Origin of the sequence: Streptomyces blattellae (assembly GCF_009709555.1) — a bacterium.
Taxonomy (GTDB): Bacteria; Actinomycetota; Actinomycetes; order Streptomycetales; family Streptomycetaceae; genus Streptomyces; species Streptomyces blattellae.
Genome location: NZ_WJBG01000182.1, coordinates 41,989 through 56,245 on the forward strand (window position 1 = coordinate 41,989; position 14,257 = coordinate 56,245).

A 14,257-nucleotide genomic window follows, 5' to 3' on the forward strand; every position below is an offset into this window, starting at 1 on the left:
TCGGCGCTCGAACAGGGCGATCTCCAGGCCGAGTCGCCCGGCGAGGACTTCGCCGGGCCCGGTGAACATCGCCGCCCCGCACGGGCCCTTCGAGGATTGCCTTCCTCAAGGGCCCGTTCGTATGTGATGCGGCGTCAGAGTGCTTCCGTCACGCGATCACGAAACCCGGCGCGTCGCCGGACATCTTGGGATACTTCCGTATTAATCTCCCGTAACTGTACGAAGTCGATCTCTCGCGGATCGCACCCACACCTCACTCCACCGGAGATGACATGCACAAGCTTCGCAAGGCCGCCGTCGTGGTCGTCGCCCTCGGCAGCGTCGGGATCCTGAGCGCGGGCACCGCCAGCGCCAACGGTCAGGACGGTCACGGCGGCAAGGACGGGGGCAAGTTCAGCGTCCTGCAGAGCTCCAACTGCAAGTCGCACGACCTGAACCTGGACGTTCTCGGCCAGGTCGGCCTGCTCAACGGCCTGCTGGGCAACGCGCTCAACGGCGAGGGCAACGCCGGTGGCCAGGACACCCACCTCGGCTCGTCCATGGGCTGCAACAACAGCGCGTTCTGATCGCGTGACGGTCGCGTAGGCGGCCGACAGCCGGAAAGCAGGTCCCGGCACCGAGCCTCAGGCCCGGTGCCGGGACCTTTTTTACGCCGCACCGATATTGCTATTTATCATTAAGTAAATGGAATTCCCGACCATCGGCCAAGGCGGTGAGAATTCCTCGAATTCGGCGTGCCGCGGAGTCCTTCGAAATTCTTCCTATTACCCTCTGTAATCGTACGAAGTCGATCTGTTACAGATCGCACCCCTTCACTCCACCGGAGATGAACATGCACAAGCTCCGCAAGGCCGCCGTCCTGGTCGCCGCTCTCAGCAGCGTCGGGCTCCTGGGTGCCGGTACCGCCCAGGCCGACGGGGGCCCGGGCGGCTGGAGTTCGGGCGATCGGGGCCACCACGGCAGCCACCACGGCGCCCGTAAGAGCAGTCCGACCCTCAACGTCGCGCAGAGCACCACCTGCAAGTCGCACGACGCCAACGTCAGCGTCCTCGGCCAGGTCGGCATCCTCGACGGCGCGGCCGGCAACCTGCTGAACGGCGAGGGCAACCCGGGCGCGCAGGAGACCGGCCTGGGCTCGTCCATGGGCTGCAACAACAGCTTCGGCGGCAAGTAAGGGCTAATCCCTTCCCCTGAAAAAATGCCGGACCGGGAGAAATCCCGGTCCGGCATTTTTTCGATCGCGCCTCAGAAGTCGAATTTAGGCAGCTTGAACCCCTTGGGCAGCTCCGCGTTGTTGGAGCAGTCCACGACCGGTCCGACCTTCATGGTGCCGCTGTTCACCATTCCCTGCTGGGGAAACGCCAGGCGCGGCCGTTCGGTCGTCGAGCAGTCGTGCATCTGCTGGACGACAGTGCCGTCCTTTCCCTTGTGGACGGTCTCGCTCTTGCGAACACACGTGATGTCGCCCTGGGGGGAGGTCTTGCAATCATTCGAGGGCACTGCGGCGTACACCTGCCCGGCACCGCCGTAGAGCACGGCGAGAGCTCCGACGAGCCCCGAGATGGTTGCGATCTTCTGTCGACCGATCATGTGCTGCGTTCCTTTGCGGATCCGAAATGCCAGAGCCATCGTCCGACGTGATATCAGCCGCGTCCGACGATGGCATTGCTGCAGCCCGGGCGCGCACCCTGGTGGGTTTGCCGCGCGTCCGGGCTGCCTTCACATCGTGTGATGTGCATAAAGTGTTCCGATGGAATTCGATGCGCCTGCCGTGACGCTCCGAGGCGATATGCCTGCGAAACGGCCTTGGGGGCTCAATGTGGCGCGGAATACGGAGCCGCTTGCCCCGCCGTCGTCACGGCGACAATCACAGTGCCCTGAAACTCGCGCATCGAACCCTCGGTACTTCTTTACTTGGCGATGTACGGAGCGGAGTACTCGCCGAAGCCCTCCGGCGCGGCGTACTGCGGGGCGTACGGGGCGTACTGCGGAGCGGCCTGGGGGGCGGCCTGAGGAGCGGCCTGGGGAGCGGCCTGGGGAGCGGCCTCCGGCGCGGCAGCCCGGTGCGGAGCGGAGTGCTTTCCGTGCGGAGCGCCCCACGTGGCCACGGCGTTGGCCTGCGAGGTGGCCACCGCGGTGATGTCCGGTCCGTCCCAGCCGCCCTCGTGGGCGGAGGCCGTGCCGACGCCCGCACCGAAGGCGGACAGCCCTGCGACCGCTGCGGCTACGACCGCAACGCGCTGAAACTTGCGCATTGAATTGACCTTTCTTTCCGGGGCTCGATGCCCTGGGTTGACTACTTAGTGTGAGCATATACAAGCGAACCGTAGCAATTTGGGATCTATTGCCCTTCTGTGTGTCGTGTCGGCTCATGCCGAGGCACCCCTTTCGTCCGCCTGTGTCGTGGACTTGAAGGGGGTGGGAGAGCGGGTGCTGTTGTGGCAACGACGGTTCCCCGAGGGGGAGTCACGGGTGGTCGGGCGCGGTCACCCGTTTGCCGAAACGGCGGATGGCCGGACCAGGTCGCCCTGATCCGGCCATCCACTGCTGGTGAGTTGAGGCAGCTGACGGGACGTCAGCCCCGGACTCAGCCGCCCAGCAGGCGCTGCAGCACCGTGCTGTTGTCGCTGCTGTCACTGTTGTCGGCGACCGGCGCCTCGGCCGTCGGGTCGGAACAGGTGATGTGCGGGCCGATCCGGGTCTGCCCGTTGTTCAGCAGGCCGGGAGCGGGCAGGGTCAGAGGCTGAGTCGGCTGGCAGTTCACGGTCCGGCGGACGGTGAACCCGTCACCCTCGGGCGTCTGACCCACGATCCGCTGGGTGCAGACGATGTTGCCCTCGGCGTCGAGTGAGCAGACGCCCGGGCCTCCTGCCGCGTACGACTGGGTGACGCCGACGAAGGTCATGGCGAGGCCGCCGAGAAGTCCTGAGACGGCCGCGATCTTCTTTCCGTTGAACATGTGTTGCGTCTCCTTTGTGAGGGGTGCCCCGGGCGCCGCGCGCCGTGAACCGGTCGCGCCGGGTCCTGGGGGTGTCGGAGAGGCGGACCCCGGCGTCCGGCCGATGTCCGGGACGCCGGGGTCCAATTCGCTTACGAAGTGAAGGGCTGGCCTGCTGAAGGAACTGGTGCTTCGGGGTGCAGGTCGTGGGGAGTCGAGCGAACGGGCGCGATGTCAGGGCCGGTCGCTACGGGCGACCGCGCATCAGCGGGCCCCGTCGGGGGGTGACCCCGAGGGGGCCCGCGAAGGCATCGCGCACGACTGTGCCGCCGACCTCAGTCAGTGAAGGCGTTGTTGAACTGGCCGCAGGTGGTGTCGAAGGTCTCGGCGAGACCGAGCAGGCCGATCGGGAGGTCGCCCTCGGCCACCGTCTGCGGGCTGCACTCCTGGTACGGCCGGTAGAGGTCGGTGACGGACACCTGCGCCCGGGTGGGGGCCTGCTTGTGGGACACGTGCGGCCGGTCGGACTTGTGGCCGTGCCCGCCACCGTCGGCGTAGGCGGCAGTGGCACCGGCACCGGCACCGACGGCGGTCAGGCTGCCGGCCGCCGCCGCGACGATCATGACCTGCTGAAGCTTGCGCATGGAACCCTCGGTCTTTCACTACATGTACGTCGAGGCTGATTGCCTACCGTGACTGAACGAACACTAGCAGTAGCGATCTGAGCTATTCCACACCGGTGATATCCCGTGTCCCGGCGGGGACATGGGGTATGTGATGAATCTTGTCCTGCGTCGGCGAGGACTCAATACGGCCTGGTGCAGGCTTAATTGCCGAAGGTGTGAAGATCGGCCTGCCGGGCCTTTTCCGGGGCGGAGGATATGAGGCCGCTTGCTTGCGTCGCGTCAATTCGTGAACTCGTCGGAGCTGCGGCGGAGTTCGTTTTTCTTCTTGACGTAAGGGTGGCACGGGCCGCGACAGAAGGGCTGGGCCGCTTCGTCTCCTCACGGCTTTGTCTTAGGTTAGGCTGACCTTTGTCGCGCGCGATCAGGCGAAGAGACCTCTGCGGCGGTGAATGCCTGCGGGCATGAGCTTTCAGCTACCCGAGTCACCGTGGCGTACGACGGTGTCGACGTCGTCCATGACGCGTCGGTGGTGCTGCGGCCGGGCGAAGTGACCGTGCTGGTGGGGCCGAACGGCAGCGGGAAGTCGACGCTGCTGCGGACGATCGCGCGGCTGCAACGGCCCCGGACCGCCGCGCTCGTCATCGACGGCACCGACGGGCTGGCGCTGTCGCCTCGTGAGTTCTCGCGCCGGGTGGCCCTGTTGACACAGGGGCGCCCCACGCCGAGCGGGCTGACCGTGCGGGACGTGGTCGAGTTCGGCCGGTACCCGTACCGGGGCCGCTGGGGCGGGGCGGACCCGGACGGGCGGGGCGCGGTGGACCGGGCGCTGGCCATGACGGGGGTCGCGGAACTCGCCGGGCGCGGCGCCGAGCACCTCTCCGGGGGGGGCAGCTCCAGCGGGTCTGGCTCGCGAGCTGTCTCGCTCAGGAGACCGGCGTACTGCTCCTCGACGAGCCGACGACCTACCTCGACCTGCGCTACCAGATCGAACTCCTCGATCTCGTCCGCGACTTGGCCGACGACCACCAGATCGCCGTCGGCGCCGTCCTGCACGACCTCGACCAGGCCGCGGCCCTCGCCGACCGGGTCGTACTGCTGCACGAGGGACGGATCGTCGCGGACGGCCTCCCCGAAGACGTACTGACGGCCCAGCGGCTGACCGACACCTACGGCATCCGCATCGAAGTCGGGACCGATCCCCTGACGGGGCGGCTGCGCACCCGCGTGATCGGCCGACACCACTCGCGAAACGAAAGGCTCAGCACACCCTCATGAGACGCCTGATGATGACCGCGGCCCTCACCACCGCCGCGGCGCTCACCCTGGCGGCCCGAGGCAGCAGGGGTTCGTCCACTACGGCTTCGGTGAGGCCCTGAACTCTGTCTTCCCGCAGGTCAAGGAGGTGCTGGAGGCGTTGCGGACCAACGGCCAGACGGTCTGGATCACGGGGCACAGCCTCGGAGGCGCTCTCGCCATGCTCGCAGGCGCGCGGCTGCACTTCGAGGAGCCGAATCTGCCGGCCGACGGCATCATCACCTTCGGTCAGCCCCGGGTGTGCGACCGGGTGCTTGCCGCAGCCTGTGACAAGGCATTCACCAAGCGCACGCACCGGTTCGTGAACAACAACGACATCGTGCCCCACCTGCCACCCGAGCCCGCCTACACCCACACCCAACTGCTGCGGTACATCGACTCGACCGGCAAGCTGCGCGAATCTTCAACTACATCGACGCCATGGAGAAGAACCTGGCCCGGAGCTGAGCCTGTCCCCTCAGGCCACCGGCGCCCCGACCGGCTGCCGTCGGCCGATGCCGGTGAGTCCCGCGCCGACCACATGCATGTGAGAGCCATTACAGGGGTACCGGCTGGAGTTCGGAATGGAAGTGGCGGAGGACCGGGCCCTGCCGGACGAGGCGATAGCCGGGGATTCTGTCCTTGCCCTCGGCGGTCCTCGCCAGGATCTCGCCGACGTGGTTCAAGTGGCTGAGCGTGTATGTCCTGCGGGGGAGTGCCAGTCGCAGGAGTTCGTATGGGGCCGTGGTGACCGGGTTTCCGTTCTCGTCTTCCTTGCCGAGGTAGAGAGAGCCCAACTCGACGGAGCGGATGCCGCCCTCCAGGTACAACTGGCAGGCGAGCGCGTGGCCGGGAAAGCGGTGCGGGGCGATGTGGGGCAGGAGACGGCCGGCGTTGAGATAGATCGCGTGCAGGCCGGGTGGTTCGAGAATGCTGATGCCGGCGTTCCGGGACAGGCAGGCGAGATGACGGGCTGCCTCGGCCCGGGAACGGAGGTAGTCGGGATCGGTCACCTCGGTCAGGCCGTGGGCGATCATGTCCAAGTCCCGGCCGGCCAGTCCGCCGTATGTGGGGAACCCCTCGGTGGCGACGAGCAGCAGCCGGCATCGCTCGGCGAGCGCGGGGTCGCGCAGGCCCAGGAACCCGCCGATGTGCACGATTCCGTCCTTCTTGGCGCTCATCAGGCAGCCGTCGGCCAGACGGAAGGCCTCTTCGGCGACCTCGCGAGGGCTGACCCCCTGGTAGGCGGGTTCATACTGGGTGACCAGCCAGGCGTTCTCGGCGAAGCGCGCGGCGTCCAGGAAGAAGGGGACCGCGTGTTCCCGGCACAGCGCGGCGGCTCGGGCGAGGTTGTCCATGGAGACGGGTTGGCCGCCTCCGCCGTTGTTCGTCAACGTCATGATCACTACGGCGATACGGGAGGCGTCCGGGCCGTGCAGGGCGTCTTTGAGCCGCTGCAGGTCGATGTTGCCCTTGAACGGCTCGTTACTGTCGAGATCCCGCGCCTCGCAGCAGGGCAGGTCCACGGCCTGGCCGCCGCACAGTTCCACATTCGCGCGGGTGGTGTCGAAGTGGGTGTTGCTGAGCGTGATCCGTCCGGGGCCGAGCAGCGCGGAGAAAAGGATGCGTTCTCCGGCCCGACCCTGGTGGACGGGGAGAATGTGGGGATACGACGTCAGCTCGTGCACCACCTCATGGAAGCGGTAGAAGGACCGTGAACCGGCATAGGACTCGTCACCGGCCATGCCCGCGGCCCACTGCGCCGCTGACAGAGCGCCTGTCCCCGAGTCGGTGAGCAAGTCGATCGTGATCTCGTCGGCGCGCAGGGCGAAGAGGTTGTAGTGCGCGCGCCGCAACGCCGTTTCCCGCTGCGCGCGTGTGGTCATCGGGAGGGGCTCGACGGCCTTGATCCGGTACGGCTCCATGAGCTCTGTTCTCCTGTTGGGCACGGCGCGAGTTCCAGGCATCCGGTGCCGCGACGGCAACTCGTTCACTGCCGGTCGGCATCGGCAAGCGGGGGCGCCGGCTCCTGCGGTGGCCGGACTTCGTAGGCCTCGGGTGAGAGATAGACGGTCAGCCGAGGCGGCTGCCGAGTGCTCTGGACGAGCGAGACGTACGAGATCAGTCCCACCCCGTCAGCCGGGTCGCGGTGTGTCATGGCGGCCAGTGCGCGGTCAAGGGCACCGGCGTCCATGCCGTGGCGCCGTAGGACGGTTGCGGCGCGCTTCCCGGTCACCCGGTCATCTCCGGCGTAGTCACGCACCGGCACGTGCAAGGTGTAACCGCTGGGACGCTCCATGTCCCACTCCGTGAAGGACAGGCAGGAGACCAGCGGTCGGCGGTCGAAGAACTCGGCGTCGCCGACCGTGCGGCAGAACTCCCCCACTCGTTGTGCGCAGCCACCCGGCAACAGGCGGGAAACGGCCTGCGCGCCGGTCGCGGAGAAACCGCGGTGGGCGACATAGACCTTCACCCGCCGCGTCTGCCAGTCCCCCACATCCATGGCGAAGAACAGGAACTCGTCGCTTTCGGGCCCACGGGGTGCGGCATGCTCCAGCAGCGCCGGCCACGCCCGGCCGAATCCGAACCGGGCCAACGCCTCCTCGGTGACCTGTGCGGACAGACGGCGGCCGTGGCACGCCGGATTGACGTAGACCTTGACGCCGGGCGCCCGGTCCCTGCGCAGATCCATCGCGCACCACAGGGCGAACGGGCCCCGGGCTGCGGCAGGGAAGAACAGGTCCTCCACTCCATGCACCGGCTCGGTCGAGAAACTCCAGCGCGCGGCCAGCGCGTCGAGAGCCCGCCGGCCCACGCGTCCGCTCTCCGTGAAGGAGGCCGCGGCGCACCCGGGTTCGACCACGACCCGCACGGTCGGGGCGGCTCCTGCAGGGAACGAGACGGAGAACTCGGCCGGAGAGTGGTCGTCGGAGACGAAGGACGGTGACGGTGGGCCGGCGGCCAGCGGACGTTGTGCCGCGGGGCCCAGCAGATCGAGCAGTGATCGCGTGGAACCGCCGTCGGGCGGGCTGACACCCACGGCGCCGCATACCCCCGACAGTTGGCGGCTCAGGTGCTCGCCCAAGGTGACCGCGGACCGGGACAGTACGGCCGCCGACCGGGACAGTACGGCCGCCGACCGGGACAGTACGGCCGCTGCCTGGGACGAGGAGTTCAGCTGTGAGGGACCGGTTGAGGCCATTGCGGACTCCAGGAGACGCGCGCTGTCGGGACGGGCTTCACCGTTCCAGTCGCCGCCGTCACCGTGGTCACCTCCCGGTCGCGCTACGGTTACGCGCAGTCGCGGGCCGGTCACGTGGTGTCGTATGCTCGCGGAACCCTGGGAATGGATCACCGAGGGAGCAGTGAGCGCACGGTACGAATTCAGGATCCTGGGGCCGCTGGAAGTCCGGCGTGACGGGCACCCGGTGGGCATCGGTGCGACCAAGCTCCGGTTGCTGCTCGCCGCGTTGCTGGCCGAGGCGAATCAAGTGGTCACCGTGGAAAGGCTGATGAGTCGACTGTGGGGCGACCAGCCGCCGAAGGACGCCCGCAACACGCTCCAGAACTACGTACTGCGCCTGCGCCGTGCTCTCGACTGCTCCGCGGACACCACCCCGGTGCTCACGCACCCTCGCGGTTATGTGATCAAGGTCGACCCTGACGCACTGGACCTGCACCGTTTCACCGCCCTCGTCCTCCAGGGCCGCACCGCGCTGAAGGAGGCAACGGCGGCGAGCGCGGCACAGGCGCTGCGAGAAGCACTGGCACTGTGGCGCGGCGAACCCCTCTCCGACCTCCCCGCGGAGTGCCTCCCCGACTTCGTGCCGGCCTTGAACGAACAGCGTCTGGATGCCCTGGAGTTGAGGATCGACGCCGACCTCGTGCTGGGCCGGGCCGCCGATGTCCTTCCGGAACTGCGGGCGCTCATCGGGGCGCATCCGCTGCGCGAACGGTTCTGGGCCCAGCGGATGCTGGCGCTCTCCCGCTGCGGGAGGCAGGGAGAGGCGCTTGAGTGCTACCGCGAGGTCGCCCGGCTGCTGGCCGACGAGTTGGGGGTCGCCCCGGGGCCGGAGCTGAAGCGACTGCACCAGCGGCTGCTGGCCGCTGCTCCAGACCTGAACGAAGGGCCCGACAGGACGACAGCCGCGTTGCCTCGCGGGATCGGCAACCTGCCGATCGAAATGACCACGTTCGTCGGCCGCGAGGCACAACTGGCCCAGGTGCGCGCCCTGCTGGCGTCCGCCCGGGTGGTCACCCTCACGGGTGTCGGCGGTGTCGGCAAGACCCGGCTCGCGCTGCGGGCAGCGGCGGACCTGGAGCCGGCCTTCCCGGACGGCGTCCGGCTCGCGGACCTCGCGCCCCTGACCGGTCCCGAACTCCTCGACCGGGCCGTCGCCGAAGCGCTCGGATTGCGCGACCACTCCGCTCGGCCCGCTGTGGACACCATCCTGGATCATCTGCGCGACCAGCGGCTGCTGCTGGTCCTCGACAACTGCGAGCACCTGGTCGACGACGTCGCGGAGCTGGTCCTGAGGATGGCACGGGCCGCCCCCGGGCTCCGTCTGCTGGCCACCAGCAGACAGCGACTGGGGCTGCCCGGCGAACACGTCCTGACGGTGCCCTCGCTCACCGTCCCCGAAGCCGTCTCGCCCTCAGTGATCCAGCGGGCTGATGTCTCCCCCTCAGTGATCCAGCGGGCTGATGTCTCCCCCTCAGCGATCCAGCGGGCTGATGGTGTGCTCTGCTTCGAGGACGGCACATCGGACCGCTCCGAGGCCGTCCGGCTGTTCGTCGACCGTGCCGTCGCCGCTGTCCCGGCGTTCCGGATCACTTCCCGCAACCGCGGCGTGATCGCCCAGCTGTGCCGACGGCTGGACGGGCTGCCGCTCGCCATCGAACTGGCGGCGGTACGGCTGAGCACGATGACCGCCGACGAGATCCTGGAACGCCTCGACGACCGATTCCGGCTGCTGTCCGTACCGTACGGTCACCCCTCCACCCGTTACCAGCACACTCTGCGCGGGGTCGTCGACTGGAGCTACGACCTGTGCACACAGCAGGAGCGGCTGCTCTGGAGCCGGTTGTCGGTGTTCGCCGGCGGCTTCGACCTGGAGGCCGCCGAGGCGGTGTGCGGGGGAGAGGGCATCGCCCGGGAGGAGGTGCTGAACCTTCTGGCCGGGCTGGTGAACAAGTCCATCGTGGCGGTGAACAGCTCGGGTGACCGCGCCCGGTACAGCCTGCTGGAAACCATTCGCCAGTATGGCCAGCAACGGCTCGACGAACAGGACTGCGCGACAAAGCTCCGCCTCAGGCACAGTGACCACTACCGGGCGATGGCCGTGCGCGCCGGCGACGAGTGGTGCGGCCCGGGGGAAGTCGACTGGCTGATCCGGCTGCGGACCGAACTCGCCAACTTCCGGACCGCGCTGGACTTCTGCACCACGCGTCGCGAGCGCGTGGACGCGGGCGTCGAGATCGCCGTCAATCTCGCCCGCACCCGGTGCTGGTTCTTCAACAGTACGTTGGGCGAGGGGCGGCACTGGTTGGAGCGACTCCTCCCCCTGAACCCCGGCACACCGCCGGCCCTGGCCGCGGGAGGGCTTGCCATGAAGGCCTGGATCGCGCTGTGCCAGGGGGACAACCCCTCCGCCGAGGCGTTTCTGATCGAATGCCGCACCCTGGCGAGCGAGCTCCCCGACGGTGCGGTGGCCCCGCCGGTGACCTTCATCGAAGGCGCTCACGCCATGCTCGTCCGGGGCGACCCGTGCTCCGCGGCTCTGCTGACCGAGGCGCGGGACCAGTTCCGTGCGGCGGGTCAGAGGGGTGACGCTCATATGGCCACGATGCTCTGGGCCATGGCCGAGGCCTTCCTCGGCGACCGCGACTCGGCCCGCGCCGCCCTCGACGCGTATGTCGTGGAGGCCGCGGAGAGCGGTGCGGAGTGGGCCCGAACCTGGGCCCGGTGGTGCACAGGACTGTTCCAGCTCCGGCACGACACGGCCGCCCGGTCCCCGGCCCACCTGCGCGAAGCGCTGGGCCGGCAGTGGGCCATCGGCGACAGTTGGGGCCCCGTCTGGGGTGTCGAGACGCTGGCCTGGGCCATGGCAGCCACCGGCCGCCACACACAGTCGGCACGGCTTCTGGGCGCCGCCCATCGCCTGCGGCAAGAGACAGGGGTCGCCCTCATCGGGCTGCGACCGTTCCATGACGCCCACGCCGCCACCGAACACCAGGTACGCGAGGCCCTGGGCCCCCAGGAATACGAGGCGGCGTGGTCCCAGGGCGCATCAGCCCAGGACGGTGTGCGGTTCGCCCTGGACACACTGGATCACGAAGCCTTGCGGGTCACCGACTCACGGTAGTTCGGGTCACCGACTCGCAGTAGCAGGCAGCGCGGGAGGACAGACAGGCCGTCGACGCCGAGCCGGCCCCGAGGACGGCAGGTTGGCCCGGTGGCGCACCCACACGTGGGGTGCGGTCGGTTTCGGCAGCAACGAGAGACGGTATCGGCAGCCACGAGAGACGGTATCGGCAGCCACGAGAGACGGTGACGGGGGACTGATTCCAGCGGGGCCGGGACCCCTCCCGGACCTCGCGCGGCACGCTGTGCGGAGCCATTGCCCCAAGGCGGAGGGTGAGTTGATGGCTGAGGAGAGTGTCGAGGCCGTCATCGGGGCGTACGGCACGAGCGGCTGTGGGTTCCGCTGATGCCGTTGCCAGAAGCCGTCGACACGGTCGGCCGGTTCGGGACATGGCGGCCGCCCGTCGAGGCGGACCGCGAGTTGTTCGAGGCACTGCGTGCGGCGGACCCATGGGTGGTCGACGACGGCCTCAGGGCGGTGTCCGTCCTGCCGCCGCGCATCGAGCCCGTACCGGTCGACCTCACCAAGAACATCAGGGCCGCTGTCCACGCCTTCGACTTCTCCGCGGACGGGCAGCGGCTCGCCTTCGTCGGGACCCATGACGAGCGCCGCTTCTCCGCAGGCGTGAACGGGGTGCTCTGTCAGGCGCAGGCCGCCTCGTCGCCGTTCGCGCTGAACGTCCGGCACGATCCGCTCACCTCCACATCCAGGCCGGCCACAGCTGACGTCCGGCCCCGCGAGAACCTCCCGGCCGGCTTGGCCTGGTCATCAGCCCGGCACCGGTTCGCGACGGTCAGGGACGGTCACCTGGAGCTCCTCTCCGTGCCACCGACCCCCGGCCTACGGTTGCCCGACGAGCTCGCGCCCCAGCGGATCCACCTGGTCGGCGCCCCGCGCCGGAGACCCCGCGTACGGCTGCGGCTGTCGCCCAAGGGCGACATGCTCGCGGTCGCGGGTGGTGAGGGGCCGGCCATCCACCTCCACGACCTCACGCCGCGCGCATCGGCCCGCACCGGCCCATGGGCCCTGAGCCGCCAGGACGTGGCCGAGGTGGCCGAGGTGGCCGGGCTTCGGCGGGATCGGGGCCCCGGACACACCGCCCGGCAGGCCCTGGCCCTGCTGCCTGCTGCACGGCTGCCTGGAGCACAGATACCGGCACGACATCGGGATCGGCGACGCGACGAGTCCGGCGATCGTGTCGGACTTCGACATCGAACTGCGAGAGGAGTAGCGCAGTGGCCGAGGAAGCATCCCCGGAGCACGCCGCCCGAATCCTGCGGCACGCGTTCCGACGCCGGGCCGACGGCTCCCGCGGGATACGCGCCCGGTGGGCCTGGGGGCGGCTGCTACGGGCGTGCGCGGCGGGCGACCCTGTGGCGCAGGAGGCGGTGCGGACCGCCGAACTGCCCGAAGCCGACGTCCTCGACCTGCTGGCGGCGGCCCCGAAGGAGCCCGCCGACCAGGCCGCCTACCTGACCATGATCGGACAGCACGCCCAGCGCCAGGCCCTGGATCCCGACGGTTCCCTGCTGGCCCTGGCGTACCGGGCCGCGCCCGCACAGGTCCGCGAGCGGCTGCGTACGGAGATGACCGCGGCGGGCGACAGCACGGCGATCCGCGTGGTGGTCACCGGCGACCGGCGCGACCGCCTGGCGACACTGTCGTACGACGAAGCCGGCTACCTGAGCCGCCGGTTGGCCCACCACCAGGACTGGGACGAGTTGCGCCGCCTCGCCGCCGACCTGCCCCCGGCCGAGGCGGCGGTCGCCGCCGGCCTGCTGCCGCCGCGCGAACGCACCGGCCGCGACGCCGAGTCGCTCGCGCTGCTGGCCGGGCAGTCGGGTGACGGACTGCGCGCGCTGTCCCAACGGCTGCCCGCCACGCCGCTCACCGAGTACACCGTCGGATTGATGTACGGCGAGGGGCCCGTACGTGCGTCCTTCTCCCCGGATCTGTCGGAACTGGCCGTGGTCCACCTGCGCCGGCGGGGGGTGACCGAGTCCGCGCACGAGTTCGACCTTCACACCCTCCGGGTCGGCACAGGCGCCGAGACCGACCGGGGCTGGTGCGGCCTGATCCGGATCTCGCGTCCTCCTCTCGACTGTGCAGTACTGCACCTCGGTGACGAGATCCTCGTTCAGGCCGGACCTCGCGTACACCCGGAGCGGATCGTCCGTGTGCGGCAGGACACCCTTGTGTTCGACCTGCCGGAGCCCGCCGTCTCCGCCATGCACCGGGCGAGCGGCGGAGCGGTGATGCTCGGCTCGGCGGGGCTGGTGTTCGCCGACCGAGGTGCGGACGACTTGCGACACCAGCCGATTCCCGGCTTCCGGGACATGACCGGCCCCGGTGGGTTCGCCTCATACGTCCGCTCCTGCGCCCTGGCGACGCTGCCGTCCGCCCGGCTCATCGCGTTCAGTCTCGGCGCGGGCGTCCATGTGGTGGACGAGGACGGGACGGCTCTGCACCAAGTCCCGGGGCGACGCAAAGCCGCCCGGGGCGAGGCGATGGCCCGTCCCGGTCTCTTCCTCCATACGCCGAACACGCTGTCGGTGCGCTACGGCACGCGCAAGCAGATCCGCACGTGGGAGCTCTCACCGGAGGGTGCCCGGCGCGTCCCCGACGTGACGGCCGGCCCGTTCCGGTGGTCGTCGGGGCCCGACACGCCCTTCGGCGCGAAGCCGCGGCACGCCACGGACAGCGGGTATGACGTCCGCTATGTCGTCGAGCGGTCCCCGTGGGGAGACACCCGGGTCCACGCCCGGACGAGGGGGCAGCTGGTGCACATCGAACTGGAGAGCCCTCACCTCCCTCTCGCACGCGAACTGCTGCGACGGCCGCTGGCACACGGCGATCCGCAACAGCTGCGGAAGGTCCAGGAGTTGCTGCCGAGGATCGGCGACCCGGCCGTGCGGGACGCCCTCGATGTGCTGCAGCGCTGTCTTGAGGACAGGTTCGGGAGCGACATCGCGCTCGGGCCCGGCGGTCCCGCACCGACGGGTGGCCCCACCGACATCGCGCTCGCCCGCTGACGG

Annotated in this window: 11 protein-coding genes and 2 pseudogenes; 6 read left to right on the plus strand and 7 right to left on the minus strand. The window is 69.4% G+C overall.

Going from position 1 to position 14,257, the window contains the following annotated elements:
- The first annotated feature begins 272 nt into the window (after nt 1-272).
- On the plus strand, nt 273-566 hold the full coding sequence (locus GFH49_RS23470) for a hypothetical protein (protein ID WP_155058051.1): 294 nt from the start codon (nt 273-275) through the stop codon (nt 564-566).
- A 266-nt stretch (nt 567-832) separates the two neighbouring features.
- The gene (locus GFH49_RS23475) at nt 833-1,174 is read left to right on the plus strand and encodes a hypothetical protein (RefSeq protein WP_155058162.1); all 342 of its coding nucleotides are present in this window, start codon (nt 833-835) and stop codon (nt 1,172-1,174) included.
- A gap of 71 nt (nt 1,175-1,245) precedes the next feature.
- On the opposite strand, the gene GFH49_RS23480 is transcribed toward GFH49_RS23475, so the two are convergent.
- From GFH49_RS23480 to GFH49_RS23495, 4 genes are all read right to left on the minus strand, one after another.
- On the minus strand, nt 1,246-1,590 hold the full coding sequence (locus GFH49_RS23480) for a hypothetical protein (RefSeq protein ID WP_230396454.1): 345 nt from the start codon (nt 1,588-1,590) through the stop codon (nt 1,246-1,248).
- 320 nt (nt 1,591-1,910) lie between these two features.
- Nucleotides 1,911-2,255, minus strand: coding sequence for a hypothetical protein (locus GFH49_RS23485; protein WP_155058052.1), 345 nt, complete (start codon nt 2,253-2,255; stop codon nt 1,911-1,913).
- A gap of 332 nt (nt 2,256-2,587) precedes the next feature.
- Nucleotides 2,588-2,959: a hypothetical protein gene (locus tag GFH49_RS23490; RefSeq protein WP_155058053.1), complete on the minus strand. Its 372-nt coding sequence runs from the start codon at nt 2,957-2,959 to the stop codon at nt 2,588-2,590.
- A 314-nt stretch (nt 2,960-3,273) separates the two neighbouring features.
- Entirely contained in the window at nt 3,274-3,582 is a 309-nt protein-coding gene (locus tag GFH49_RS23495; RefSeq protein WP_155058054.1) for a hypothetical protein, read from the minus strand.
- A 427-nt stretch (nt 3,583-4,009) separates the two neighbouring features.
- On the opposite strand from GFH49_RS23495, the pseudogene GFH49_RS23500 reads away from it, so the two are divergent.
- Both GFH49_RS23500 and GFH49_RS23505 read left to right on the plus strand, forming a co-directional pair.
- A pseudogene (locus tag GFH49_RS23500) lies at nt 4,010-4,839 on the plus strand (ABC transporter ATP-binding protein).
- Nucleotides 4,840-4,912: 73 nt separating this feature from the next.
- Nucleotides 4,913-5,206: pseudogene (locus GFH49_RS23505) on the plus strand (lipase family protein); the annotation flags it as partial.
- A gap of 208 nt (nt 5,207-5,414) precedes the next feature.
- On the opposite strand, the gene GFH49_RS23510 reads toward GFH49_RS23505, so the two are convergent.
- Complete coding sequence (locus GFH49_RS23510) at nt 5,415-6,782, minus strand: tryptophanase (protein WP_155058055.1); 1,368 nt, start codon at nt 6,780-6,782, stop codon at nt 5,415-5,417.
- Between the two features lie 65 nt (nt 6,783-6,847).
- Entirely contained in the window at nt 6,848-8,059 is a 1,212-nt protein-coding gene (locus GFH49_RS23515) for a tryptophan dimethylallyltransferase family protein (protein WP_155058056.1), read from the minus strand.
- Nucleotides 8,060-8,222: 163 nt separating this feature from the next.
- Between GFH49_RS23515 and GFH49_RS23520 the strand changes: the two genes are divergently transcribed.
- Entirely contained in the window at nt 8,223-11,222 is a 3,000-nt protein-coding gene (locus tag GFH49_RS23520; protein WP_155058057.1) for an AfsR/SARP family transcriptional regulator, read from the plus strand.
- An 840-nt stretch (nt 11,223-12,062) separates the two neighbouring features.
- Here the strand turns inward: GFH49_RS23520 and GFH49_RS23525 are convergent.
- Nucleotides 12,063-12,434, minus strand: a complete 372-nt coding sequence (locus tag GFH49_RS23525) for a hypothetical protein (RefSeq protein WP_155058058.1) — start codon at nt 12,432-12,434, stop codon at nt 12,063-12,065.
- Nucleotides 12,435-12,457: 23 nt separating this feature from the next.
- On the opposite strand from GFH49_RS23525, the gene GFH49_RS23530 reads away from it, so the two are divergent.
- Nucleotides 12,458-14,254: a hypothetical protein gene (locus GFH49_RS23530; protein WP_155058059.1), complete on the plus strand. Its 1,797-nt coding sequence runs from the start codon at nt 12,458-12,460 to the stop codon at nt 14,252-14,254.
- The last annotated feature ends 3 nt before the right edge of the window (nt 14,255-14,257 follow it).

What these genes read in the sequence shown, in the direction of transcription:
- GFH49_RS23495 (WP_155058054.1), bottom strand. Translation starts at nt 3,582, where the DNA reads ATGCGCAAGCTTCAGCAGGTCATGATCGTCGCGGCGGCGGCCGGCAGC.
- GFH49_RS23525 (WP_155058058.1), bottom strand. Translation starts at nt 12,434, where the DNA reads ATGTCGAAGTCCGACACGATCGCCGGACTCGTCGCGTCGCCGATCCCG.
- GFH49_RS23475 (WP_155058162.1), top strand. Translation starts at nt 833, where the DNA reads ATGCACAAGCTCCGCAAGGCCGCCGTCCTGGTCGCCGCTCTCAGCAGC.
- GFH49_RS23470 (WP_155058051.1), top strand. Translation starts at nt 273, where the DNA reads ATGCACAAGCTTCGCAAGGCCGCCGTCGTGGTCGTCGCCCTCGGCAGC.
- GFH49_RS23510 (WP_155058055.1), bottom strand. Translation starts at nt 6,782, where the DNA reads ATGGAGCCGTACCGGATCAAGGCCGTCGAGCCCCTCCCGATGACCACA.
- GFH49_RS23490 (WP_155058053.1), bottom strand. Translation starts at nt 2,959, where the DNA reads ATGTTCAACGGAAAGAAGATCGCGGCCGTCTCAGGACTTCTCGGCGGC.
- GFH49_RS23485 (WP_155058052.1), bottom strand. Translation starts at nt 2,255, where the DNA reads ATGCGCAAGTTTCAGCGCGTTGCGGTCGTAGCCGCAGCGGTCGCAGGG.
- GFH49_RS23515 (WP_155058056.1), bottom strand. Translation starts at nt 8,059, where the DNA reads ATGGCCTCAACCGGTCCCTCACAGCTGAACTCCTCGTCCCAGGCAGCG.
- GFH49_RS23480 (WP_230396454.1), bottom strand. Translation starts at nt 1,590, where the DNA reads ATGATCGGTCGACAGAAGATCGCAACCATCTCGGGGCTCGTCGGAGCT.